Annotated in this window: 18 protein-coding genes; 13 read left to right on the forward strand and 5 right to left on the reverse strand. The window is 55.6% G+C overall.

Annotated elements, in window-relative coordinates; all coding sequences use genetic code 11:
- Window positions 1-2 precede the first annotated feature (2 nt).
- The 5 genes from KXG62_RS04775 (at window position 3) to KXG62_RS34000 (ending at window position 9,578) form a co-directional block, all read left to right on the forward strand.
- On the forward strand, window positions 3-1,403 hold the full coding sequence (locus KXG62_RS04775; protein ID WP_218090787.1) for a sulfatase family protein: 1,401 nt from the start codon (window positions 3-5) through the stop codon (window positions 1,401-1,403).
- 108 nt (window positions 1,404-1,511) lie between these two features.
- Window positions 1,512-2,816: an extracellular solute-binding protein gene (locus KXG62_RS04780; RefSeq protein WP_218090788.1), complete on the forward strand. Its 1,305-nt coding sequence runs from the start codon at window positions 1,512-1,514 to the stop codon at window positions 2,814-2,816.
- A 62-nt stretch (window positions 2,817-2,878) separates the two neighbouring features.
- Entirely contained in the window at window positions 2,879-5,995 is a 3,117-nt protein-coding gene (locus KXG62_RS04785) for a heparinase II/III family protein (RefSeq protein WP_218090789.1), read from the forward strand.
- 256 nt (window positions 5,996-6,251) lie between these two features.
- Window positions 6,252-8,624: a response regulator gene (locus KXG62_RS04790; RefSeq protein WP_218090790.1), complete on the forward strand. Its 2,373-nt coding sequence runs from the start codon at window positions 6,252-6,254 to the stop codon at window positions 8,622-8,624.
- A 234-nt stretch (window positions 8,625-8,858) separates the two neighbouring features.
- Entirely contained in the window at window positions 8,859-9,578 is a 720-nt protein-coding gene (locus KXG62_RS34000; protein WP_218090791.1) for a C40 family peptidase, read from the forward strand.
- A gap of 115 nt (window positions 9,579-9,693) precedes the next feature.
- Here KXG62_RS34000 and KXG62_RS04800 read toward each other — a convergent pair whose 3' ends face one another.
- Together KXG62_RS04800 and KXG62_RS04805 are read right to left on the reverse strand one after the other, a co-directional pair.
- Window positions 9,694-10,617 carry a DMT family transporter gene (locus KXG62_RS04800; protein ID WP_218090792.1) on the reverse strand — a complete coding sequence of 308 codons (924 nt, stop codon included), beginning with the start codon at window positions 10,615-10,617 and terminating at the stop codon, window positions 9,694-9,696.
- A gap of 111 nt (window positions 10,618-10,728) precedes the next feature.
- Window positions 10,729-12,030 (reverse strand): MDR family MFS transporter, encoded by a 1,302-nt coding sequence (locus tag KXG62_RS04805; protein ID WP_218090793.1) that lies wholly within the window; start codon window positions 12,028-12,030, stop codon window positions 10,729-10,731.
- Window positions 12,031-12,318: 288 nt separating this feature from the next.
- On the opposite strand from KXG62_RS04805, the gene KXG62_RS04810 reads away from it, so the two are divergent.
- Window positions 12,319-13,200, forward strand: coding sequence for an AraC family transcriptional regulator (locus KXG62_RS04810; protein ID WP_218090794.1), 882 nt, complete (start codon window positions 12,319-12,321; stop codon window positions 13,198-13,200).
- A gap of 121 nt (window positions 13,201-13,321) precedes the next feature.
- Here the strand turns inward: KXG62_RS04810 and KXG62_RS04815 are convergent, their stop codons facing one another.
- Both KXG62_RS04815 and KXG62_RS04820 read right to left on the reverse strand, forming a co-directional pair.
- Window positions 13,322-13,807 carry a hypothetical protein gene (locus KXG62_RS04815; RefSeq protein WP_218090795.1) on the reverse strand — a complete coding sequence of 162 codons (486 nt, stop codon included), beginning with the start codon at window positions 13,805-13,807 and terminating at the stop codon, window positions 13,322-13,324.
- Between the two features lie 5 nt (window positions 13,808-13,812).
- Window positions 13,813-14,079 (reverse strand): alpha-helical endospore appendage domain-containing protein, encoded by a 267-nt coding sequence (locus tag KXG62_RS04820; RefSeq protein ID WP_246627294.1) that lies wholly within the window; start codon window positions 14,077-14,079, stop codon window positions 13,813-13,815.
- A 743-nt stretch (window positions 14,080-14,822) separates the two neighbouring features.
- Here KXG62_RS04820 and KXG62_RS04825 point away from each other — a divergent pair.
- The 3 genes from KXG62_RS04825 to KXG62_RS04835 all read left to right on the forward strand — a co-directional run bounded on the left by KXG62_RS04825 (window position 14,823) and on the right by KXG62_RS04835 (window position 19,225).
- The gene (locus KXG62_RS04825; RefSeq protein ID WP_218090797.1) at window positions 14,823-16,646 is read left to right on the forward strand and encodes an assimilatory sulfite reductase (NADPH) flavoprotein subunit; all 1,824 of its coding nucleotides are present in this window, start codon (window positions 14,823-14,825) and stop codon (window positions 16,644-16,646) included.
- Between the two features lie 39 nt (window positions 16,647-16,685).
- Window positions 16,686-18,407, forward strand: coding sequence for an assimilatory sulfite reductase (NADPH) hemoprotein subunit (gene cysI / locus KXG62_RS04830; RefSeq protein WP_218090798.1), 1,722 nt, complete (start codon window positions 16,686-16,688; stop codon window positions 18,405-18,407).
- Between the two features lie 209 nt (window positions 18,408-18,616).
- Window positions 18,617-19,225 (forward strand): DedA family protein, encoded by a 609-nt coding sequence (locus tag KXG62_RS04835; RefSeq protein WP_218090799.1) that lies wholly within the window; start codon window positions 18,617-18,619, stop codon window positions 19,223-19,225.
- Window positions 19,226-19,465: 240 nt separating this feature from the next.
- On the opposite strand, the gene KXG62_RS04840 is transcribed toward KXG62_RS04835, so the two are convergent.
- Window positions 19,466-20,416 carry a phosphotransferase family protein gene (locus KXG62_RS04840; RefSeq protein ID WP_246627295.1) on the reverse strand — a complete coding sequence of 317 codons (951 nt, stop codon included), beginning with the start codon at window positions 20,414-20,416 and terminating at the stop codon, window positions 19,466-19,468.
- A gap of 272 nt (window positions 20,417-20,688) precedes the next feature.
- Here KXG62_RS04840 and KXG62_RS04845 point away from each other — a divergent pair, with 272 nt between their 5' ends.
- The 4 genes from KXG62_RS04845 (at window position 20,689) to KXG62_RS04860 (ending at window position 22,615) form a co-directional block, all read left to right on the forward strand.
- Window positions 20,689-20,910 (forward strand): hypothetical protein, encoded by a 222-nt coding sequence (locus KXG62_RS04845; protein ID WP_218090800.1) that lies wholly within the window; start codon window positions 20,689-20,691, stop codon window positions 20,908-20,910.
- A 42-nt stretch (window positions 20,911-20,952) separates the two neighbouring features.
- On the forward strand, window positions 20,953-21,330 hold the full coding sequence (locus KXG62_RS04850) for a PH domain-containing protein (protein ID WP_218090801.1): 378 nt from the start codon (window positions 20,953-20,955) through the stop codon (window positions 21,328-21,330).
- A gap of 207 nt (window positions 21,331-21,537) precedes the next feature.
- On the forward strand, window positions 21,538-22,152 hold the full coding sequence (locus KXG62_RS04855) for a TetR/AcrR family transcriptional regulator (RefSeq protein WP_218090802.1): 615 nt from the start codon (window positions 21,538-21,540) through the stop codon (window positions 22,150-22,152).
- Window position 22,153: 1 nt separating this feature from the next.
- Window positions 22,154-22,615, forward strand: a complete 462-nt coding sequence (locus tag KXG62_RS04860; protein WP_218090803.1) for a DUF2269 family protein — start codon at window positions 22,154-22,156, stop codon at window positions 22,613-22,615.
- Window positions 22,616-22,617: the final 2 nt, after the last annotated feature.

The following is a 22,617-nucleotide window of genomic DNA, read 5'->3' on the forward strand; positions in this document are numbered from 1 at the left end:
ACATGGCTGCGAAAAGGCCGAATTTGTTATTTGTGTTTCCCGATCAATGGAGAAAACAGGCGGTGGGGTTCCGCCAAGAGGACGACGTGCTGACGCCGAATATCGACCGGTTTGCCCACGAGAGCTTGTCGCTGGATCACGCGATCAGTTGCTTTCCGCTTTGTTCGCCGAACCGCTCCGTCATGCTGACAGGCCGGTATCCGCTGGCGACGGGCGTGACGACCAACTGCAAGCTGGGCCTTCCCGTGAAGCTGGGCGACGAAGAGCATACGATCGGCAGCGTGCTGAAGCAGGAAGGATACCAGACCGGGTATATCGGCAAATGGCATCTCGATGTGCCGGAGCAATCGCACGAAGCGGAACCGGCCTCCGGCGCAAGACATTGGGACGCCTACATTCCGCCCGGCCCGCGCCGGTTCGGCTTCGATTTCTGGTACGCCTACAATGCGTTCGACAAGCATATGCGCCCGCATTACTGGCGGGATACGCCGGAGATGATCGAGCCGAACCGATGGTCGACGGCTCACGAGACGGACGTGGCGATCGACTTCATCCGGGGCAGAGACCGCGACCGGCCGTTCTGCCTGTTCGTCTCCTGGAATCCGCCGCATCAGCCGTTCGAGCAAGTGCCGGACGACTACAAAGCCATGTATGCTGACCGGCCGCTCAAGCTCCGCCCGAACGTGAAGGACGAAGGGATCGCGCAGGCGGAGAAGCATCAGCAGGATTATTTCGCCGCCGTGACCGCAACGGACGATCAGTTCGGCCGCTTGCTCGCAGCATTGGAGCAGGAAGGGCTCAGTGACGATACGATTGTCGTGCTGACATCGGATCATGGCGAAATGATGGGCTCTCACGGATGGATGGAGCATAAGAACGTCTGGTACGAGGAGTCGATCGCGGTGCCGTTCCTGATCCGTTATCCCGGATGCGTCAAGGAAGGAACCGATCCCCTTCTGTTCAACAGCGCGGATATCGTTCCGACGCTGCTCGGGCTGATGGACGTCGACGTTCCGGATGAGATTCGCAGCCGGCTTCAGGGTACGGATTATTCGCCGGTTTTTGGCGGTAAGGAATCCGAGACCCCGGTCGACAGACCTTCCTCCGCGTTCATCTGCCATTATCCCGGAGGCGTCGAGGAACACCGCAAAGCCAAAGAGCAAGGTCTTGACATTAACGCCTACGGCTGGAGAGGAATTCGTACGGAGCGGTACACCTATGTCGCGCAAAAAAGCTTCGGCTCCGCCTCCGCCGCAAGGCTGCTGTTCGATAACGAGGCGGACCCGTATCAAATGCATCCGCAAAAACTGACGGCCGCGCCTCATGACGGCGAAGCCAAAGCGCTGGAGGCGCAGCTGCAAGCGTGGCTCTCGAAGCTGCAAGATCCATTTTCGCTAGTGTGACCGGCATCGGGTTCAAGGCATGGGCTGACGATTCGCACGGGTGGTATCGCCCTGCGGGCGTGCAGCCCGATGCCTGACTATATATGAAGACATAGGGGGACTACTGCAATGAAAAGAACACGTGTCTGGACAACAGGTTCATCCGTAACGATGCTGCTGCTCTCGCTCTCTCTGGCGACGGCATGCTCCCAGAGCGGCGCCGGCAAGCCGCCGCAGGAAGCGCCGCAAGCGAGCGTCAAAAGCAAAGAGCCGGTGGAGCTGGTCGTGTACAATGTCTCCAATGCGGGCGCGACCGCCGAAGCGTTCATGGAAAGCGACATCGGCAAAGAAATCAAGGCGAAATTTCCGCATGTCACGATCAAGTTCATTGCGACCGGCAAAGGAACGACGCCCGCCGAGCTGGCTATTTCCGGGCAGCCGATTGATCTGATCATTTCCTCCATTTATTCGTACCCGGTGCTGGCGGACAACAGCCTGCTGTACGACATGTCCGACCTCATCACCAAAAATAAATACGACATCGGCCGGCTCGAGCCAACGGCCATCGAATTTCAAAAGCTGTTCGGCAACGGCGCCATCTACGGCTTCCCGGTCAGCAGCACCCCGGTGGCGCTCTTTTACAACAGGGACATCTTCGACAAGTTCGGCGTCCCGTATCCGAAGGACGGCATGACGTGGGACGAAGCGTATGAGCTGGCGAAGAAGCTGACGCGCACCGATAGCGGCACGTCGTACTACGGCTTCGCAACGCGCTATCCGTTCATGTACAACACGAATCAGCTGTCGCTGTCTTATTACAATCCGAAGACGCAGACCGTGTCTGTTTCCGACGACAAATTCCGGCTGTTCATGGAAAATTTCACGCGGTTCGCGCAAATTCCAGGCAACGAGAAGGCGACGACGGATAATTTCATGAAGGAGAAGAACGTCGCCATGATGGCCTACCAGATCGGCCGCTGGGATTTCGACAGCTGGGATATGGTCAGCATGCCGACCTTCAAAGAAGCGCCGGGCGTCGGACCGCAAAACTATTCGACGTTCATGAACATTTCCAGCACGAGCAAATATAAAGATCAGGCCTTTGACATATTAATGGCCTTAACCTCCGACGAGTACCAGATGAGTATCTCGAAGAGCGGTACGCTGCCAATCGTACGGACGCCGGAAGTGATCAAAGCGTTCGGCCAAAATGCCGACGCGGCGAGCGGGCGAAATTTCAAAGGTAAAAATGTCAGCGCTTTCTTCCCGCAGAAGCGGCCGACCCCTTCCTATGTGACGAAATACGATGACGCCATCGCCAAACGGATGAACACCGCCTTCGCCGATATTTCGGCCGGGACGAAGGATGCGGTTACGGCGCTGCGCGAAGCGCAGGAAGCGGCGGCGAAAGATGTGGCGGCGTTTAAAAAATAACGCGGACGCGGTCGACATATCTGGCTTGCCCGCAGCGGAGGCCGGGGAAGGAAGTGGTTGAGTTGAGAATCGCGGTTATCGCCGGAGCTGTCTTTCTGTGCGCGGTGCTGCTGATCGCGGCCGCGGCGATGAAATCCGATCGCGCGCGGCCCGGGGAAGCCGCACCGGATCGGTCGGCGTCTTCGGGTTCCGCCCAGGGCCAGGCTCCGGAGCCTATGCTGCTGGACGACGGGGCGGCGAACGTTCATCCCGGAAGCTGGCGGAAGACCGTCGCCCAGGGAAGCATGAACATCGCGCAGGACCCGCAGACGGTACACCGTGCAGGCGCAGCCATACGCATGGAAGCTCCCGCAGCGGCGGAAGGAGCGATCGGGAAGCGATATCCGGTTAACGGCGGCATGCCCTATGTGGTGGACGTATGGATGAAGGCCGACGGCCTGAAGACCGGCAAGTCGGCGGTGAAGACCGTTGTCACGCCGCTCCGCGAAGGACAGGAGCTGACGAAGTCATCGGCGCCGATCCGGTTCGAAAGCCCCGTGTACGAACGGGATACGGAGTTCACAAGGCAGCGCGCCTACTTCATCGCGCCGAAGGAGGCCGACAGCGTCAACGTGCAATTTCAGCTCGCCGGGCCGGGAAACGTATGGTTTACCGAGGCGTCGGTCGAACGCCGCCCCGCGTGGCAGGAGATCATCGGCAAATACGATAGCTCGCGGGTCAAGCATCCGGTGGCGGGCGATTTGGCGAAGATGATCGCTTCGTGGCAGTGGACGCCGATCGCCAAGGAAAGCGAGGCGGACATCCGCAAAGCCGTAGCGCCCTTGATGCGGATGGAGGAGCAGGAGCTGATCGCTGCCGCCCAGGCGGAGGCCGCCAATCGCAAATATGTGGACGAGCACGCGGAATTCGAAGCGATGGCGCGCCGGCTGTCGATTCTGTACAGCAAGACGAAGGACGAGGCGTATGCGCGCCGGGCGATCTTGATCATGACGCAGTTCGCCGCCTCTCACGGCGATGTGCCGAAGCTGATCAAGGACAATGATTTGTTTCACTCGCACGGCAAGTACATACCGGTCGACGTGCTGTACGGATATGACCTGATCTACAATTCCGGGGAGTGGAAGCAGGTCGACGCGAAGCTCGGGGTTTCCTCGCGCGAGCTGGTGGAAGGATGGATTCGGTCCGCCGTGCTCGATCTGTATAATCTGTGCAACGACGAATATTACAGCAATATTGTGCCTTACGGTCTGCGCAACGCTTTCGGCGCGGCGGTCGTCCTCGGCGATCCGGACATCATCCGTATGTTTTTGCCGTGGGCCGATACGATGTTCAGCGGCCGGCAGTTTCATGCCGACGGGATGTGGCAGGAGGGAACGCCTTCGTACAACAACCAGGTGGCGGCCAATGCGCTGCTCGCCTTCCAACTGCTCAAGGAATCGTATCAAGACCCGGAAGGCTATACCGACTCTCGTTACGGGCGTCTGGACCGGACCGATCTGTCGCTCAGATACCCGATTTTGGCGAAGTCCAAAGAAATCGCAAGCATCATGGCGTTTCCGAACGGCGCGCCCGTCGCCCTGCACGATACATGGCCCAAAGACCCGGCTCAAGTGGCGCCGGGCAATCCGATCCTGCGAAACAAACTGAAAAACATCGAGCTGTGGCACTTCGGCCATTTTGCGCTGACCCAGGGCGACGAGCGGAACGCGACGCAGGTGCACCTGACGTTTCCGCCGTTGTCCGAAGGATTGCCTTACACGGCGGGGCACTATCACGGCAATCATCTGGGGCTCATCCTGTGGGGGGCTGGCATGGAGATGCTGCCTGATGCCGGTTACCCGAAAGGCCCGAACCGGTATTTCTCGATGGATACGGTATACCATAACACCCCTTGGGTCTGGTCCGCGGATGCGGAGCCTTACAAGCAGTCGCAAAGCTTGTTCACGCGGCCTTCGCTGCTCGCTTACGATCCGGGCGACGCCAGCCAGAAGCAGGTGCAGCTCGTCGAAGCGTCCGAGCCGGGACCGGCCCGTGACGGGGCCGAGGTCAAACGCCGGCTGCTCATGCTGGTGCAGCTCGAAGGGAACCGCGCTTACGCAGTGGACGTGAGCCGGCTGAAGGGCGGTCAGGCGCATGAGCTGTTCATGCACTCGTCGGAGGACGAGGATACGGAGATGAATGCTTCCCTGCCTTTAACCGGGCACGACGGCACGGTTCAGGATTATATGAAGGCGATCGGCAAGGAGCAGGGATTGTCGGGCTACCGGGATAAAATGAGCTCGCCGCAAACGGGCGACGGCAGCCGCGACTTCCGGTTTACCTGGACGGGGGCGTCCAGCGGTTCAAGCGTGCGTGCATATATGAACGGCGTGCCGGGCGGCGAAGTGATCTTCTCGCAAATTCCGTCGATCCGCCGTACCGGCAACGATCCGGCCCAAGCGGGAGACTACCCCGCCTGGCATTTGTACCGCAGGCACTTGGTCGGTCCCGGCGAAGCGACCCGCTACGGCGCGATCTACGAAACGTGGCGAAAGCAAGAGCAGCCGCTCCTTCGTTCGGTTGCTTGGCCGACTCCCGATCCAGCCGACGATATGACGGTGGCGGCGGTCGTCCAGACGGACCGGTTCACCGACACGATCTATATTAGCGACGATACGCAAGAACGGACGGTTTCCGGCATGCGATTGGCGGGGAAAGCCGCCGTCGTTCGCCAGGAAGCGTCGACCGGCAGCGTGCTCTGGGGATACGTGTACGGACAAGGGACAATCCGGGCCGGCGATTTCACCGTACAAGGCGCGCCCGATTACAATTTGAAGGTTGTACGCGCGGAAGGCTCGCTCAACCGGGCGGCCGCCAATACGCTGGTGGTTGACGGGAAGCTTCCGGATGACGGCTCGCTGAGCGGCGCGTGGCTGCGCACGGAGTTTCCCGACCGTTCCGGCTACGGCATGCGCATCGAAAAAATCCAGGACGGCAGCACGATCGTTCTGCAGCAGCCGCCAGGCTTCGAAGTGACGCCGTCCGGCGTGAGAATGCTCTACTTTCCGAGCGCGGTCGACCCAGCTAACGGCAATCACAAGCTGCACCGCTCGGACTCCCGCTTTTACGTCGACCGGGTCTATTCGGGCGACGTCCGGATGGAGCTGAGACGGCCGGTCTTCCTGAAAGCCGGCAAGTAGGGCCGCCGGTATGACTCTTTTCTGATACCATGCTTCCTTGCAAGCCCATTCTTCGCGGAATGGGCTTTTTTGCACTTGCTCGGCAGCGGGGACAATGTCGGTCGTTGCAGGCATTTCCCATTCCAGTATTAAAAAATCGGGACGCGAATGCCGATATATATTCGATAGGCTTGTTCGGCCGAATGAAGATGACTTGTAAGGTTGAAAAGGTTGAAATTAAGATTGGGGTACATGAAGAGGGGATGTGGGTTTTCCGTTGGAGCATGTTCATGGTTCTTACGATGGAGTGCTTGTGTTTTGCTCGTATGTCGTGGCCGTTGTCGCCTCGTATACGGTGCTTGATTTGGCTGGAAGAATCGGGTCGGCCCGAGGCTTGCGGCGGTGGCTGTGGATCTTTTTCGGGGCTGTCGCGATGGGGATGGGCATTTGGTCGATGCATTTCGTCGGCATGCTGTCCTTTACGTTGTCCGTCCAGGTTCCGTATAACTTGCGGCTTGTTGTCTTGTCCGCGCTGGCTGCCGTGGCCGCCTCGTTCATCGCGTTGTTTCTCGTCGGGCGGCAATGTCTGAAGCTGTCCCAGCTGCTTGGAGGCGGCGTGCTGCTGGCGACAGGCATAGCGGCAATGCACTACATCGGAATGGCTGCGATGCAGATCGATATTTCGTACGATCCGGTATTTTTTGCGCTTTCCATCGTGATTGCGCTTGTCGCTTCCATAGCCGCGTTGTGGCTCGCGTTTTATTTCCGCAAAGACGCAGAGCAGGGGGAAGTAGGGAAGAAGCTGGGGAGCGGCTGCATCATGGGGGCTGCGATAGTCGGCATGCATTATACGGGGATGGCTGCCGCCAATTTCAACATGGGCGGCCACATGGAGCTGTCGTCAGGCACGATGCTTGATCATAAGCTGCTCGCATACTTTATTGCAGGCGGTACATTGTTTACGCTTGGCCTGTCCCTGCTCGGCATCTTCATTTCCAAACGCTTTTCATCCAAAGAATCGGAAATACAGGAAAAATCGCATGAGATCTACATCATGAATCAGGAGCTCCGTATGTTGAACGAAAACTTGGAGCAGCTGGTTCGCGAACGGACGGCGCAGCTGGAAAAAGCGCATGACGAAGCGATCGAGGCGAATAAGATCAAGAGTCAATTTTTGGCCAATATGAGCCATGAACTTCGCACGCCGCTCAATGCGATTATCGGATACAGCGAAATGCTGATTGAAGAAGCGGAGGATATGGGGGAGCCGACGTTCGTCCAGGATCTCGGCAAAATTAACAAGTCCGGCAAGCATTTGCTTGCGCTCATTAACGACATACTGGACATCTCGAAGATCGAAGCCGGCAAGATGGAATTGTATTACGAAGACTGCGACTTGACTTCCCTGCTTCAAGACATAGCCAATACTTCCAAGCCGCTGATCGAGAAAAACGGGAATCGGCTCGTACTCCGGACGGTGGATGGCCGCATCGTGACCGATGTGACCAAGCTGAGGCAAGTGCTGTTCAATCTGCTCGGCAATGCGAGCAAGTTCACGGAGAACGGCGAGATCGCCTGCGAGGTGGCCCGCGAGGCACGGAACGGTACCCAAGGCTACAGCTTTATGGTAAAAGACTCGGGAATCGGCATGACGGCGGAACAAGTGGAGAAGCTGTTTCAGCCGTTCACGCAAGCCGATGCGTCGACAACCCGCAAATACGGCGGCACCGGGCTGGGACTGGCGATCAGCAAGCACTTCTGCAGCTTGATGGGCGGCGACATCGTCGCGACGAGCGAGTTCGGTGCGGGGAGCACATTCACCTGCTGGCTGCCGGAGATGCCGGCAGGATTCCGCTCCGAGACGGACGCCCCGGAAGAGCATCTGGACGCGGACGGTCATCCGGACGAGGTCAGCATTCTGCTTATTGACGACGAACCGTTCAATCAGCAGCTCATGCGCCGCTATCTGGCCAAGGAAGGGTGGACGCTGGCGTTTGCCGACAGCGGCAGGCAGGGATTGGAACTGGCGAAGAAGCTGCGTCCGAAAGTGATTTGTCTGGACATCCTGATGCCCGGCATGGACGGATGGAGCGTCTTGTCCCTCCTCAAGAACGATTCGGAGCTGGCCGGCATCCCGGTCGTCATTTGGTCGATGACCAGTGACCGACAGCTCGGCTACACGCTCGGAGCCGCAGAATTTATCGCCAAGCCGATTCAACGCGATCAGCTTATCGAGTCGATGGGCAAATATGTACCGGCGCGGGCCGGCCATTCCGTTCTGGTCATCGAGGATGATACGACAACAAGCGAAATGATGGCCAAGCTGCTGGAAAAGGAAGGGTATGCCGTCACGCAGGCAGGCAACGGACGAATTGCACTGGAATGCATGCAGCGGGAGACGCCCGAGCTGATTTTGCTCGATTTGATGATGCCGGAGATGGATGGATTTCAGTTCGTAGCGGAGCTGCGCAAGGAGGCAGCCTGGAGCGGCATACCGATCATCGTCTGCACCGCCAAAACGATGACATCTGAAGATCGGGTGAAGCTGAACGGTTACGTGAAGGGCGTTATGCAAAAAGGTTCATTCGATCACAAAGAGCTGTTAGCGGACGTCAGCCGATACATCGCCGCAGGCGCCCGACCCAAATAAATCAAGGCTTGCTTCGAACAAGGCATCCGAATCCCAGGTGCCTTGTTCTTTTATTTATCCATTTTGTCAAGAGAAATATGGACTATTATTTCTAATCGTTTTCTAATAAACGCGGTTTATCCCAGAGAACAAGCGGAATCATGCCTGCCGTGACAATATATGGGCGCCGAATGTATGTTATCGTGGTTGTAGCACATGACAAGCCAAATACGATAAACTCGGAGGTACACATAGATGAACACAACAAAACATCGATTTAGCCAAGCCGTCCTGGGTATCAGCTTCAGCATGCTGCTGGCCGTGTCCGGAACGATTGCGGTCGCCCCGCAATCGGCTTATGCCGCAACCGCATCGAAAGCCTCTGTCGTCGACAACATTATCGCGACAGGCAAACAATATATGAATGTCCGCTACTTGCATGGGGCCGAGGCGGGAAGAACGGATGCGTTCGACTGCTCCTCGTTCACCCAATACGTATACAAGCAGAACGGCATTGAACTGCCGCGCTCGTCCCGACAGCAGTCGAAGGTCGGGAAAGTCGTGAAGAAAAGCGAGCTGCAGCCGGGCGATCTGGTGTTCTCGGACACGGATCGCGACGGCACGATCAACCATGTCTCGATTTATATGGGGAACGGCAAGCTGCTGCATACGTATAAAGTCGGCATCGGCGTCACCATTTCCGACTTCAAGGGCAGCATCTGGGACGAAACGTTCGTAACGGCACGCGACGTCATCGGCGGCGACCGTCAATCCAACGGGGATACACAGCAGCCGGCGGACAATACACCGAAGCCTGTCAAGCATCCGGCGCCTTCCAATGAACAACCGTCTTACGACGATAATTACACTTCGCCGCGTTATGATGACCGCGATCGCAGCAGTGATCCGTGGAATTCGGGATATGAGCGGCAGCCGCGCAATCCTTACGATTGGTTTAACTCGTTCTTCTATTAATATATACGAATCGCTTCACAACAATACAATGCCTCCGGAGCTGCATGAGCAGCCCTCGGAGGCATTTGTTTTTGAAGTATGAGGTGACGACGGCTGTCGTCGTTGTGCGAACCGCTTATCCGGAAGCTTTGGCCGAGTGCGGATGAGGCATGGCCGCCTGCTTCAGCGCTGCTGGTTTACGATTGACCCAATAGATGCTTACCCCGATCAGAATCAGTCCGATGACCAGATTGAAGGTGAACGGCTCCTTCAAAAAGAGCGTGCCGCTGAACACGGAGATGAGCGGGACTAGAAAGGTGTACGAGGCGACCTTGCTTGCCTCGCCCGATTGGACGAGCTTGAAATATACGGCCCATGAGGCTGATATGCCGATGACGATACCGAAAACAAGGCCGACGATATAAGGAATGTTCCATACGATCTCGGCAAAGCCCTCCGTGACGGAACCGGCTCCGGTCAGGACGATTCCTCCGAAGAAGCATTGGAAGGCAACCAGCCATAATGAATCGACGCGGCCGCTTGTTTTTTTGACATACACGGTGCCCAGCGCCCAGCTCAGTCCGGTCATCAGCGCAAGAACGATGCCGACGATGGCGATATGGCCCGAGAAGCCCCCGGCACTGACTGTTGCGACGCCGAGAAAGCCGATGACGAGTCCGGCGATCTTGGAAGTGTTCATCGGCTCCCCGAGCCACAGCCAGGCGAATACCCCGACGAGTACGGGCTGAAGATAGACGAGCACGGAGAACAGGCCGGAGGGCATGTACATCAGACCGACGGTCTGCAGCCCGTAAAACAAAATGACGTTGAACACGGAAGATATCAGATACACTTGCCAATTTTGCTTCCATCGGATCAAGCTTCTTCTCGGATATAATAATGCCGCCAGCATCAGTCCGCCAAGCAGCGTGCGCATTCCTGCGAACAGAAGAGGGGGCGTGTAAGCCAGCGCAATTTTATAGATCGGCCAGGAGGCGCCCCATACCGCTACGAGAAAGGTAATGAGGAAGAAGGATTGCATTCGTGATATGTTCTGCATGATGTCTGTCGCTCCTTTTGAAAAAAAACAATAGAACCATCATACTCCTCCAGCTCCCGGATCACAATACTTTGTATCAGGCTGCACATGCGGCGCGCCTGCCCTCCGATTTTACATTGCGGCAGCTGATGGATTCGCAGACTCGCTTCGCGCAGCCAACCGCCGGCGATCAAGCCGCGGCATGATCCGCGTATAAATCCATATGCCCGTCAGCCCCGTCGCCGCGAACATCAGCACCATCACTTCTTTCGGCAAGAAGGTGCCGAGCGTAATGTTAAGACCTGCGATCATCATCGCTCCGCGGTAAACAAGGTTAAACATCGCCATGTACGAGCTTCTCGCTTCGGTCGGCGGCAGATCGGCAAGATAGGCTTGTCTGACGGGAACGTTCATCAGCTCGCCGATCGTGACAACGAGCATGGCCCCAATCAGCGTCCAGCCGTGATTGCTGTAGGAGATCGTCAAGAATCCTGCGGTGAATATAAACAAGCCGGTAAAGAACGAGCGTTTCTCGCCGCTGCGGTCGATCAGCCGGTTGACGAACATCGCGAACAGCACAACTAACGCGGTATTCTCCGTGCGCAATATGCCCAGGATGCTGACGCCGTTTACCGGTATGGCGTAGCCAAACAGCGATAACGTTTGCGCTTGCATCTCCTCATTCAAGCGGACGCTGATATAGCTGGTCAAGTTAAACTCCAGCGACAGCACGAGCATCGTGGCCAGCGTAAACAGCATGAACGATGTGTCTTTGGCCACCATCTTGTAGTTTTGCGCCACGTCGGCTATAATGCGCGGCTTCTTGCCGGTGAAGGCTTTTCCGGTGGCAGGCCGGCTTTCGGTAATAAAAAAAAGCACGAGAATGACGGAAACCAGCGAAGCGAAAGCGAGCGTGACGAAAATTTCAAATAAATAATGGCTGAAGAAAAATCCGCCCACGATGCCGCCGAGCGCAACCGACAGATTGGAGGTCCAATACGTTATGCCATAAATAAACCGCCGGTGCTGCGGCGGGGTCACGTCGATCAGCATGGCAGTCGAGGCCGGGTCTGACAAGCCGGAACAAATGCTGTTCATCATCATCATGGCCATCGTAATCCAGGCGGCTGCAAAAGGCGAGATCGCTCCCGGAATGTTGGCTAAGGCCATCGTCACAATTGCGGCCAGCCGCAGCAATTCAGCGAAAGCGATTACTTTCTTCCGTCCTGCGAGATCCGCGAAGTATCCGCCGTAAAATCCGGCCAAAAATCCCACCGCAACATTAATCATGATCAGCGCGCCGGTCAAGCCGCTACCAAGCCGTTCTGCCGAATAAATCGCCATGAACGGAAACACCATGCCGCCGATCACATCGGTAATAAACTTTTCAAGCAGACGAATCTTGACGTTCGGATGAAACTCTCTCCATTTCATTGCAGCAGATCCTCTCGAAACATAGTGATGGGCTCGTTCTAATTTGTTGTAAAATATCATTTCATAATTTTGATTCGACTATGAAATTATACTTCACGGACGGCCATTTGTCAGCAGTTTCCTTTGGAGGAGCATACGATTTTTTTCGCGAAGCAGGAATCGTTTTCAAGCCGTCCGCTCCGTAGTATAATAAGGTATAAGCAAGTCTACTGGACAGCTGGAGACGCCGCATACTTTGTGCTGCGTCTTTTTTGGCATGGAGGTTCGGTACATGACGGAGGGGGAGCGATGAAGGAATATCGGCATGAATTCGCGGATTACATCTATATCGCCGCATCGGCGTTCCAGCAGCTTGCCGGTCTGATTCCCGTTCGAGCCGGCTGCAACCGGGCCAAAGCGAACTATTATGTAGGTCCGCGCGTCATTGAATGCTATTCGCTGCATTTTGTGCTGGAGGGTTCAGTCACGCTATCTCAAGGCGGCCGACGCGTCGTGCTTGGGAAGGGCGATTTGTTTTGTCTTCATCCCAACCGTTCTTACACGTACTGGGTTACCGATCCGTCCAGCGCTTCGCCGCTGCGCATGTGCTGGCTGGCCTTTGAAGGAAGCCAGGCGGCAGCGCTGACCGAGCGCATCGGAATGACGGACGCTCAGCCGTATAGGCACAGCGTGTTGACCAGCGAACTGGAATCGCTGCTGATGCAGATGATGAGCAGCATGCGGCTTTCGCGAGACGGTGACGATTTGATGCTTCAGGCTTGTCTGTATCAAATGTTTTGGCAGCTTACGGCTCGCCGCGATGCGAACGGGGCTTCGGCCAAAAAGAAGGACTGGCTCGATGCCTGCGTCCAGCACATCCATGCGCATTACATGGAGGGCATTTCGGTGGCGGACGTCGTGCAAGTGGCCGGTGTGCACCGGTCGCACTTGTACAGCGAATTTCAGCGCATGTTCGGCATCAGTCCCCAGCGGTACTTAATCAAGCTGCGGTTGGGTAAAGCGGAGGAGTTATTGAGGCAGTCGGCGTATTCCGTGACGGAAATCGCGCTTTCGCTCGGTTATCCCGATTTGTATTCGTTCTCACGCGCATTTTACAACTATTACGGTGTGTCGCCCTCCGGTTATGCCGCCCAAGCGGATGAGGGCTCTTCACGTGCGGCTTCGCGCTAGAGCAGTAGCCGCCGCATAGGAGGGCCCCATGGCATGGCAGCTCCACGCTGGAAGCCTTGGTTCGCCTGATAAATGACCCAAGGCGGACGTGGAAGCACATCGCGCCGGGCTCTTGCTTTTCTTAGCTCATAATATTCAGCGACGGATTGATCCAGGGGGCGGAGGAGGCGGAGTCGGTCCGGGGGAACAGCGTTTTTTTCCTGCAGCCATACCGGCCGATTTCTCTGAGATAATAGAGGGCGCCAGGAAACGAGTACGAATCAAATTCGGCGATGAGCCTTTTGAACGGCAGGAGGAGCCGGTGCAGTCTCGGCTCCAGCTGCGCTCCTGCCGCCCGCAGCTGCGCCGCTAGACGATGCCTCGATTCGCCTTCGAGCAGCGCAGCGTACAGCTTGTTTTTTTGAAGCTGAATGTTCTGGATCGTCGACAACGACAACAAGAGGCCGGAGAGGCTTGCGCCAAAGGCTGGATGCACTCCGCGTCTCAGCTTCAGCGCAAGCAGCCATTTGGCGTACTGCTCCAATAGACGGACAATGGCCGAATCCAGCGCTTTATCGGCTTGCAGCAGCTGCAAAATAACGGTTTGCTGACGACTTGTATCGACCATGACGATTATTCTCCATCGTTTTGCTGCGTCCTGAGCTGTGTGATGGTCTCCAGTTTGCGCAGCAGGAACAGCTCTTTGAACATGAGCGTTTCCATTAATCGGCTTATCGACACGTTGAACGTAATAATCTCGTTATTCGTCGGGTCTGTCGGGTAATTCAGATGTTTTCCGACGAACGCCTGTACGTTCTCCGCCTCCGCATTGACTAGATGAGCGATCGCCATTTCTTCGAGAGCGATGGATTCCAATAAATCAATGCCCGTTTCTTCCATGCTGGGCCTGTTTTTTCCACTTGGTATTTCCGGCATCCCCACGGCGCATTCCTCTTTTCGATTGAACCTACGTATATAGTATGACGGATATGGAAAATGGTTAATATTCGCGGACCGTTGTACTGGCCTGCCCCACAACCGAAAGGACCGATGACGCTGCCCGAAATCAACATAGCGACAAGCCGGCGATACATGATGACATTTACTGAACGTGCAGGCCGGATACACGGGGTATATCGTTCTGTCTTCCCGCAGAGGTGCCGATGACGTTAGATTCATGACGTTTCCTGCCTATTTATATAGAAGGGAAAGATATGCCATTCATTCCGAAATATCCGCAGTATCTGCAGGAAATCAAGGAGGCTTGGATCTCGGACCGACGCTGGCGGAGCGGCCATCCGGGCGAGTGGACATAGGCAGCTCACCATGAGAGGCGATTCGCCGGCGCAACGCCGGACGCTGTTGGGAGCGGGCGACCGCTTCTTTTGGTTGCCCTCCAGGCAGGACGGACCGGGAGAAATAAACAAAGGTTCAGTCAAACGGGTATGTACATTCATACCATCGCCATGTATAATGCAGTTATTCATACTAAATTGATGTGAAATGTGAGTATTCGCCGGTCGGAAATGGTTTTATTACGTTTGCTGATAAAACTTATAAGATCATATGATTTGATCCGATCTGATAGTTGTGATAGTTTCAAGAAAGCGAATATGCACAATGACTACGTGGGGTGGATATTGTTGGAACTTCAAGTAACGAACAGTCCTTTTAACCAAGAGCAGGTCGAGCTGTTGAACCGCCTGCTGCCAACCTTGACGGAATCGCAGCGCAACTGGCTCAGCGGGTATTTGACCGCGCTTCAGAGCGCGGGCGCAGCTGTCGCCGGCGCCGCGCCTTTGGCCGTTTCCGCAGCCGCTGCACCTACAGCCGCACCGGAAGTGACGATTCTTTTCGGATCGCAAACCGGCAATTCCCAAGGCTTGACGAAGAAGCTTGCCAAGAGGCTGGAAGAACAAGGCTGTCAAGTGACAACCTCGTCTATGAAAGATTTCAAGCCGAATAATCTCAAGAAAGTACAGAACCTTCTGATTGTCGTAAGCACGCACGGTGAAGGGGAACCGCCGGACAATGCCGTCACCTTCTACGAATTTCTGCACAGCAAGCGCGCGCCGCAGCTGGAAGACCTGCGGTTTTCCGTACTTGCGCTCGGCGATACGTCGTATGAATTCTTTTGCCAGACTGGCAAAGACTTCGACAAGCGTCTCGAAGATCTGGGAGGCAAACGTCTCGTATCCCGTGCCGATTGCGACGTAGACTTTGCAGAAACAGCCGGCGAGTGGATGAATCAGATCGTCAGCGCGCTGAGCCACACAACGGCCGCAGCGCCGACTTCCGCAAGCGGCGCCGCATTGGCAGCCGCTGCCGGAACAGAGTCCGAATACTCGCGCTCGAACCCGTTTCAGGCCGAAGTGCTGGAGAATTTGAATTTGAACGGACGCGGCTCCGACCGGGAAACGCGGCATATCGAGATTTCGCTGGAAGGCTCGAACCTGCAATACGAACCGGGCGACAGCCTGGGCGTGTATCCGGAAAATCATCCGCGCCTGGTCGACAAGCTGATCGAAACGATGGGCTGGAACGCGGAAGAGCTGGTAGCTGTTAACAAGAGCGGCGAGCAGCGTCCGCTGCGCGAAGCGCTGCTTCGCCATTACGAAATTACGGTACTGACGAAACCGCTGCTGGAGCAAGCGGCGAAGCTGACCTCCAGCAAAAAGCTTCAGGAACTGCTCGAGCCTGGTCGCGAAGAAGAAGTAAAGACGTATATTCGCGAGCGGGATTTGCTCGACCTGGTTCAGGAATTTGCGCTGAAAGGGGTTCCGGCCGCGGAATTCGTTACACTTCTTCGCAAGCTTCCGGCACGCTTGTACTCGATTTCGAGCTCGCCGAAAGCGACGCCGGACGAGGTTCACATTACGGTGCGTTCGGTTCGCTACGAGGCGCACGGCCGCGAACGCTACGGCGTCTGCTCCGTTCATCTGGCCGAACGGACCGAGTCGGGAGCAAAGCTGCCGATATTCATTCAGCACAATCCGAATTTCAAGCTGCCGACAAGCGGGGACGCGCCGATCATTATGATCGGACCGGGCACCGGAGTAGCGCCGTTCCGCGCATTTCTTGCCGAGAGGGAAGAGACCGGAGTCGAGGGCAAGTCTTGGCTGTTCTTCGGCGATCAGCATTTCTCCACCGACTTCCTGTACCAGACCGAATGGCAGCGCTGGCTTAAGGACGGCGTCTTGTCCCGCCTTGATGTGGCGTTCTCGCGAGACACCGACAAGAAGGTCTATGTGCAGCACCGTATGATGGAGAAGAGCCGAGAGCTTTACCAGTGGCTGCAGGAAGGCGCTTATGTCTATATCTGCGGCGACGAGAAGAAAATGGCCCATGACGTTCACGCGGCGTTTGCCGCGATCCTCGAGCAAGAGGGCGGCATGAGCGCAGCGGAAGCGGCGGAATACTTGGGCCGCATGCAACAGGATAACCGTTATCAGCGGGACGTCTACTAAGATAACAGGTCCCGAAGATCGCGAGAGGAGATAGCCAGCATGTCAGATAATAACTTACTTTCACCGAACAGTGCGCCGCACAGCGACGTAGAAGATATTAAGCGCCGAAGCAATTACTTGCGAGGAAGTCTCAAGGAGACGCTGGAAGACCGGATTACCGGGTCCATCCCCGAAGACGATAACCGGCTGATGAAGTTTCATGGAAGTTACATGCAGGATGACCGGGATCTTCGCAACGAACGGCAAAAGCAAAAGCTGGAGCCGGCCTATCAGTTCATGCTGCGCGTTCGCGCCGCCGGCGGGGTCGTTACGCCGGATCAATGGCTGATGATGGACCGGATCGCGCAGAAATACGCGAACAACACGATTCGTTTGACGACCAGACAGTCGTTCCAGCTCCATGGCGTACTTAAGTGGAACATGAAGGCGACGATTCAGGAAGTCAACGAAGCGCTGCTCAGCACGCTGGCCGCTTGCGGCGACGTGAACCGTAACGTCATGTGCAATCCGAACCCGCACCAGTCGGAAGTGCATGGCGAAGTATACGAGTGGGCTTGCCGCGTAAGCAGCCATCTGGACCCGCACACGCGCGCATATCACGAGATTTGGCTCGACGAAGAGAAAGTTGTCGACAGCCGCGACAGCGAAGTACAGGAGCCGATCTACGGTCCGGTCTACTTGCCGCGTAAGTTCAAGATCGGCATCGCGGTTCCGCCATCGAACGACGTCGATGTGTTCTCCCAGGACTTGGGATTCATCGCCATCGTCGAAGACGGAAGATTGAAAGGCTTCAACGTAACGGTCGGCGGCGGCATGGGAATGACGCACGGCGATACGAAGACTTATCCGCAAGTGTCGCAGGTGATCGGCTTCATCACGCCGGAGCAAATGATCGACGTAGCGGAGAAGACGGTTACGATCCAGCGCGACTACGGCGACCGTGCCGTACGGAAGCATGCGCGGTTCAAGTACACGATCGACGACCGCGGCATCGACTGGTTCATCAATGAACTGCATGCGCGCCTCGGATGGCAGCTGGAAGCGCCGCGCCCGTATCATTTTGAATCGAACGGCGACCGCTACGGCTGGGTGAAGGGCAGCAACAACAAATGGCATCTGACGCTGTTCATTCAGAACGGCCGGATCAAAGACGAAGGCCAGCAGCAGCTGATGACCGGCTTGCGCGAGATCGCCAAAATCCATAACGGCGACTTCCGTCTGACCGGTAACCAGAACTTGGTCATCGGCAGCGTAAGCACGCAGCAAAAGAAAAAAATTGACGAGCTCGCCAAAAAATACGGCTTGACCGACGGCGTTGAAAATTCCGCGCTGCGTCAAAACGCGATGGCTTGCGTTGCGCTTCCGACCTGTGGTCTGGCGATGGCCGAGTCCGAGCGCTACTTGCCGGAGCTGCTCAGCAAGATCGAGCCGATGCTGGAGGAAGTCGGACTGCGGGACGAGGACATCGTGATCCGCATGACCGGCTGTCCGAACGGCTGTGCGCGGCCGTTTCTGGCCGAGATCGCCTTCGTGGGCAAGGCCCCGGGCAAATACAACATGTACTTGGGCGGCGGCTTTGCCGGCGAGCGCCTGAATAAACTGTACAAGGAAAATATCGGCGAGCAGGAAATTTTGGATTCCCTGAAGCCGCTTCTCACGCAGTATGCGAAAGAGCGGCGCGAAGGCGAGCACTTTGGCGATTTCGTCATCCGTGCGGGCCATATCAAGGAAGTGCGCTCAGGGCAAGACTTCCACGCTTAAGGATCATATGCGATTCACTGAAAAACCGAAGTGCCCCTGTTAGGAGCGCTTCGGTTTTTTGCATCGTGGATCCTAGCCGGATCGCGTACGTTAAGGGAATGTTAAGAAAATCTTATACTTTTATTAGACAGTGCCGGTACCTTTGCTTTACTTTGACAGCTTAAAATAAAGATACGTTGTGCACACCTAAAATCGAGCAAGGGGAACATATGAATCTGATTCACATCGTAGAGAGGTTGTTCGAGCAATATGGTTATTTGGTGCTGTTCATCGGTCTTCCGCTCGATTTCATCGTGCTGCCGATTCCGCCCGGTAACAGCACCTTGACCTATACCGGTTATTTGGCGTACAAAGGCGTTATGGATACCGCAACCGCCTTCACGGCGGCCCTAACGGGAGCGATACTGGGCGTCACGATCACTTATGGGATCGGCTACAAGCTGGGCATGCCGCTGATCGACCGCTATGGCAGGTGGCTGTCGCTGAAGCCGTCTCTCGTGGAAAAGACGCGCCGATATTATGATAAATACGGAGACAAGCTGCTGCTCGTCAGCTTTTTCATTCCCGGCGTCAGACAATTTATCGGATATTTCATCGGCATCATACGCGTGCCGTATCGCAAAGTTATTCTTTATGCCTACACGGGTACTTGCTTATGGGTCCTTGCCTTCTTTGCCATCGGGTATGCGTTCGGTGAACAGTGGCATGAAGTATTCGCACTTGTGGAAAAATATGTTAGGGTATTATTTGCCGCTGCAGGCTGCCTTTTACTTGCGCTGATCTTGTTCAAATGGCGGATGAGCAGGTCCGGGAAATGACCGGGTTCGGCTTAGAGCTATCATACGGCTGACACCCATCGAGCGGCGATTGGCGTCGTTATTCGTACTTCGTAAGCAAATAAGAGGGGACCGGTTCTTAACGGAATGGTGCGGCTGTGGAAACTGTACAGCAAGTGCGACGACTGGGACGCAGGCTTCCGCTCCGCTGTGTTCGAGGTGAGCGGATAACATCGCCATGAGACGAGGCCGAAGTCCAGTGGCTGTTTAGTAAAGCGCGTTCTACAGGCGAACAGAGTAGGAGGCGTACCATGAGGGAACTACGCTTTCAAAGTTGCGATGGTCGTCGAGAATAATGCGAAGCCGATTCATCATGGAGTCGAGCTGCTGCGGAACGACTTGCAGCGTCCACGTAATGCTGGGGAACATGATAATGGCGGTATAGAGCGCATACAGCGTCCAGAAGCGTTCCGGGACGTTCCCTTCAAAGTAGCCGTGAATTTGCCCGACGCAGAACGGAATGCTGGCTTCCCGGCTGAAATAAGCAATCTTCAGGAAATCATGGTACGGATCGCCCCAGTCATACCGGTTAAAGTCGATGGCCGCTGCGTAACGGCGTTCGTGAACGAGCAGATTGCTCGCGTGAAAGTCGTCATGCTGGAACCGGTTCGGCCGGTTCTCCATCAGCGGGAGGTGACGTTCGATAAAAGCGACGACGGCTTCCTCTTCGGGCAAACGGACGCCACATGTCTGGTAACCTTGAAATTGACGGCGATACTTCGCGGATTGGCGAATATGCCATGGCTGCAGCTCGGCCGGCGCTTCCAGTTCATGCATGAGCCGCAGCTCCCGGCCTGCTGTTACGCCGACCCGGTACTGCTCCTCCTCTGTCAACGCAGGAAGCACATCGAACGCATCCTCTCCTTCGACGTAGCGCAGCACCATATAGCATAGCTCCAGCGGCTCGATAGTCCCGAATGCGACCGGCTCCGATGTCTTGACGCCCATTGCATGGACGCGGCGGACGGCTTCGAACTCGCCCAGCTTACGCTCAAGCTGCTTGAGCGGAGCGGTGCGCAGCACGTAAACGGGCGATTCCTGGGATGGCTCGAAAATCAAATATTTCCCGTCGAAGGAATAGCCCTTGTGAATTTTTGAAACGGCTGCAGCATGACGCAAGCTTGCGATGTACTCGTGAATGACGGATAAATGAATCTGCTCTTCAGTTGGCATGGAATTTCTCCCTTCATAACGGCGCTGGAAAGACAACGAAAGGAAGGTGCTCCGATCGCTGGACACCTTCCGCTCGAACAGTATACCATATCTTGGAATTCGGTCAAGACTTCGATTGCTAGACTTCGTTTGCCATCGGAGCCACGAATAGAGGATTCGCCATACACATGCTGCGCAAGTGGCAACCAGCCCGGTAGGGACATGGCTCCGAGTAAAGTATTGCTCCGTATTCATTTTACGGAATATAATGGGTGTGGCGCGGAGGTGACCTGATGGAGAAGTATCAAACGCTGATTGGCGTGGTGTTGGAGAAACTGGACCAAACGTATAAAGACCTGAAGTTCAACTATGAAGGATTGGACGGGATCCTGCAATCGCATACGGAGGAAGAACGGCAAGGCACGCCGGAACTACTCACAATCACTGAGCTGCGGCAAACGTACGAGGACCTCATGCGAGCTTTGGAGCACCGGCTTCCGGGGATTAAAGACTGACGAGACGGACCGTACTTTTCTTGATCCAGGGGAGGATAGCGCATGGGGATTTTTGACGGATTGATGGGAAATGCATCGGAAGTGAACGTTGCGGACGTTCAGAAGGAATACGGAAGAATACTCGCCAAGTCGGAAAAAATCGAGAAGGCGTATAAACTGATCCGCGATATGTTCATTTTCACGGATAAACGTCTCATTCTCGTTGACAGACAAGGGCTGACTGGGAAAAAGGTTGAGTATCATTCGATCCCATACCGGGCGATAACCCACTTCAGCATCGAGACGGCGGGGCATTTGGATTTGGACGCTGAACTGAAAATTTACATTTCCGGAAGCCATGCGCCCGTCGAGAAAAAGTTCAACAAGAGCCTCGATATTTATGAGCTGCAAAGCGTGCTGGCCGAGTTTGTGGCCAAATAAACCGTTCGCCGGTTACAGTAACAGCCGAATGAAACGCGGCGGGTATCAGGCTGTTAAGCCAAGCAAATCGAATAGGCTATGGAGGGGAAACCATCGTTGGGAGATGGTTTTTTTTTTCGTTATCCCGTAGTAAGCAGTAAATGAATACCAAATACATATTTACAAACCGATGGTCGGTATGTATAATGAGTTCAAGAGGTGATGCAGATGAAACAGGAAGAACGCAGACAAAAAACAATGGAGCTGCTCCTTCAAACGGTGAAGAAGCTGATTGCCGAGAGCGGCTGCGAATCGATTACGATGAAGCATATCATGGAACAATCCGGCTTATCGAAAGGGGCGATCTTTCATTACGTCGATAGTAAAGAGGAATTGTTCGCGAAGGTGCTCGAACAACGGCTCGATGATATCGACGAACGGTTCGCACGGAAAGCCGAAGAGAGCGACCAAAGCGCAGCCGGTCCGTTGAGCCAAATTACGGCGAGGCTGCCAGAGCTCGAAGAGGGGGACGAGATCACGAATCGCGTCATCGCCTACTTGGTCGGTCGAGCCGGAATTCCAGCGGTGAACGATATTTTGCGCCGGTTCTATGAATCGTCGGTGCAGCGCTCCATAACGTGGATCGAGGCTGGACAGCGCAAAGGCGTGCTCTCCGCCGACATTGACGCCGCCAAGACGTCGGAGCTGTTCGTGCTCATCTCCTTCGGCATCCGCATGCGTACGGTAATCGGAGAGCGTACGGATCATGCGTTTCGTACCGCCGATTATGCAGCGCTCATAGGCGAGTTGCTAGGCATTCCAACGGAAAAAGGGGAACACTAACATGTCCTTCTGGTTATTTCTTCACGTATTTGGTGTCATCTTGTTTGTCGGCAATATTATAACGGCCGCATTCTGGAAGGTTCGGGCGGATCTCGGAGGTCATCCGGAGGTCATTCACAGCGCCGCCCGCAACGTCATGCTGGCGGATTATTGCTTTACACTGCCGGGATTGCTGCTTATTATCGTTTCCGGCAGTTTGATGGCGGTGCAAGGGGGGCATTCGATAGCCGGGTTTAACTGGCTGACGTCCTCGCTGATCCTGTTTGCGGTCACGGGCATCATTTGGCTGGCTGTCTTGATTCCGCTGCAGCGCCGGATGATTCGTTACAGCAGGGAAGCGATCGGCGCAGGCCGGATTTCCGCGGACTACAAGAAGGCTTCGAAGTCGTGGGCTATTTACGGGACGGCGGCGACGCTGCTGCCGGTCGTTATTCTTTATTTGATGATCAGCCAAAGTATATAATG

It is taken from the genome of Paenibacillus solanacearum (assembly GCF_910593845.1).
Lineage (GTDB): Bacteria > Bacillota > Bacilli > Paenibacillales > NBRC-103111 > Paenibacillus_G > Paenibacillus_G solanacearum.

Bases quoted from the DNA above. Each gene is read 5' to 3' on its own strand.
- KXG62_RS04775 (WP_218090787.1), top strand. From the start codon at position 3: ATGGCTGCGAAAAGGCCGAATTTGTTATTTGTGTTTCCCGATCAATGG.
- KXG62_RS04780 (WP_218090788.1), top strand. From the start codon at position 1,512: ATGAAAAGAACACGTGTCTGGACAACAGGTTCATCCGTAACGATGCTG.
- KXG62_RS34000 (WP_218090791.1), top strand. From the start codon at position 8,859: ATGAACACAACAAAACATCGATTTAGCCAAGCCGTCCTGGGTATCAGC.
- KXG62_RS04800 (WP_218090792.1), bottom strand. From the start codon at position 10,617: ATGCAGAACATATCACGAATGCAATCCTTCTTCCTCATTACCTTTCTC.
- KXG62_RS04805 (WP_218090793.1), bottom strand. From the start codon at position 12,030: ATGAAATGGAGAGAGTTTCATCCGAACGTCAAGATTCGTCTGCTTGAA.
- KXG62_RS04810 (WP_218090794.1), top strand. From the start codon at position 12,319: ATGAAGGAATATCGGCATGAATTCGCGGATTACATCTATATCGCCGCA.
- KXG62_RS04815 (WP_218090795.1), bottom strand. From the start codon at position 13,807: ATGGTCGATACAAGTCGTCAGCAAACCGTTATTTTGCAGCTGCTGCAA.
- KXG62_RS04820 (WP_246627294.1), bottom strand. From the start codon at position 14,079: ATGGAAGAAACGGGCATTGATTTATTGGAATCCATCGCTCTCGAAGAA.
- cysI (WP_218090798.1), top strand. From the start codon at position 16,686: ATGTCAGATAATAACTTACTTTCACCGAACAGTGCGCCGCACAGCGAC.
- KXG62_RS04835 (WP_218090799.1), top strand. From the start codon at position 18,617: ATGAATCTGATTCACATCGTAGAGAGGTTGTTCGAGCAATATGGTTAT.
- KXG62_RS04840 (WP_246627295.1), bottom strand. From the start codon at position 20,416: ATGCCAACTGAAGAGCAGATTCATTTATCCGTCATTCACGAGTACATC.
- KXG62_RS04845 (WP_218090800.1), top strand. From the start codon at position 20,689: ATGGAGAAGTATCAAACGCTGATTGGCGTGGTGTTGGAGAAACTGGAC.
- KXG62_RS04850 (WP_218090801.1), top strand. From the start codon at position 20,953: ATGGGGATTTTTGACGGATTGATGGGAAATGCATCGGAAGTGAACGTT.
- KXG62_RS04855 (WP_218090802.1), top strand. From the start codon at position 21,538: ATGAAACAGGAAGAACGCAGACAAAAAACAATGGAGCTGCTCCTTCAA.
- KXG62_RS04860 (WP_218090803.1), top strand. From the start codon at position 22,154: ATGTCCTTCTGGTTATTTCTTCACGTATTTGGTGTCATCTTGTTTGTC.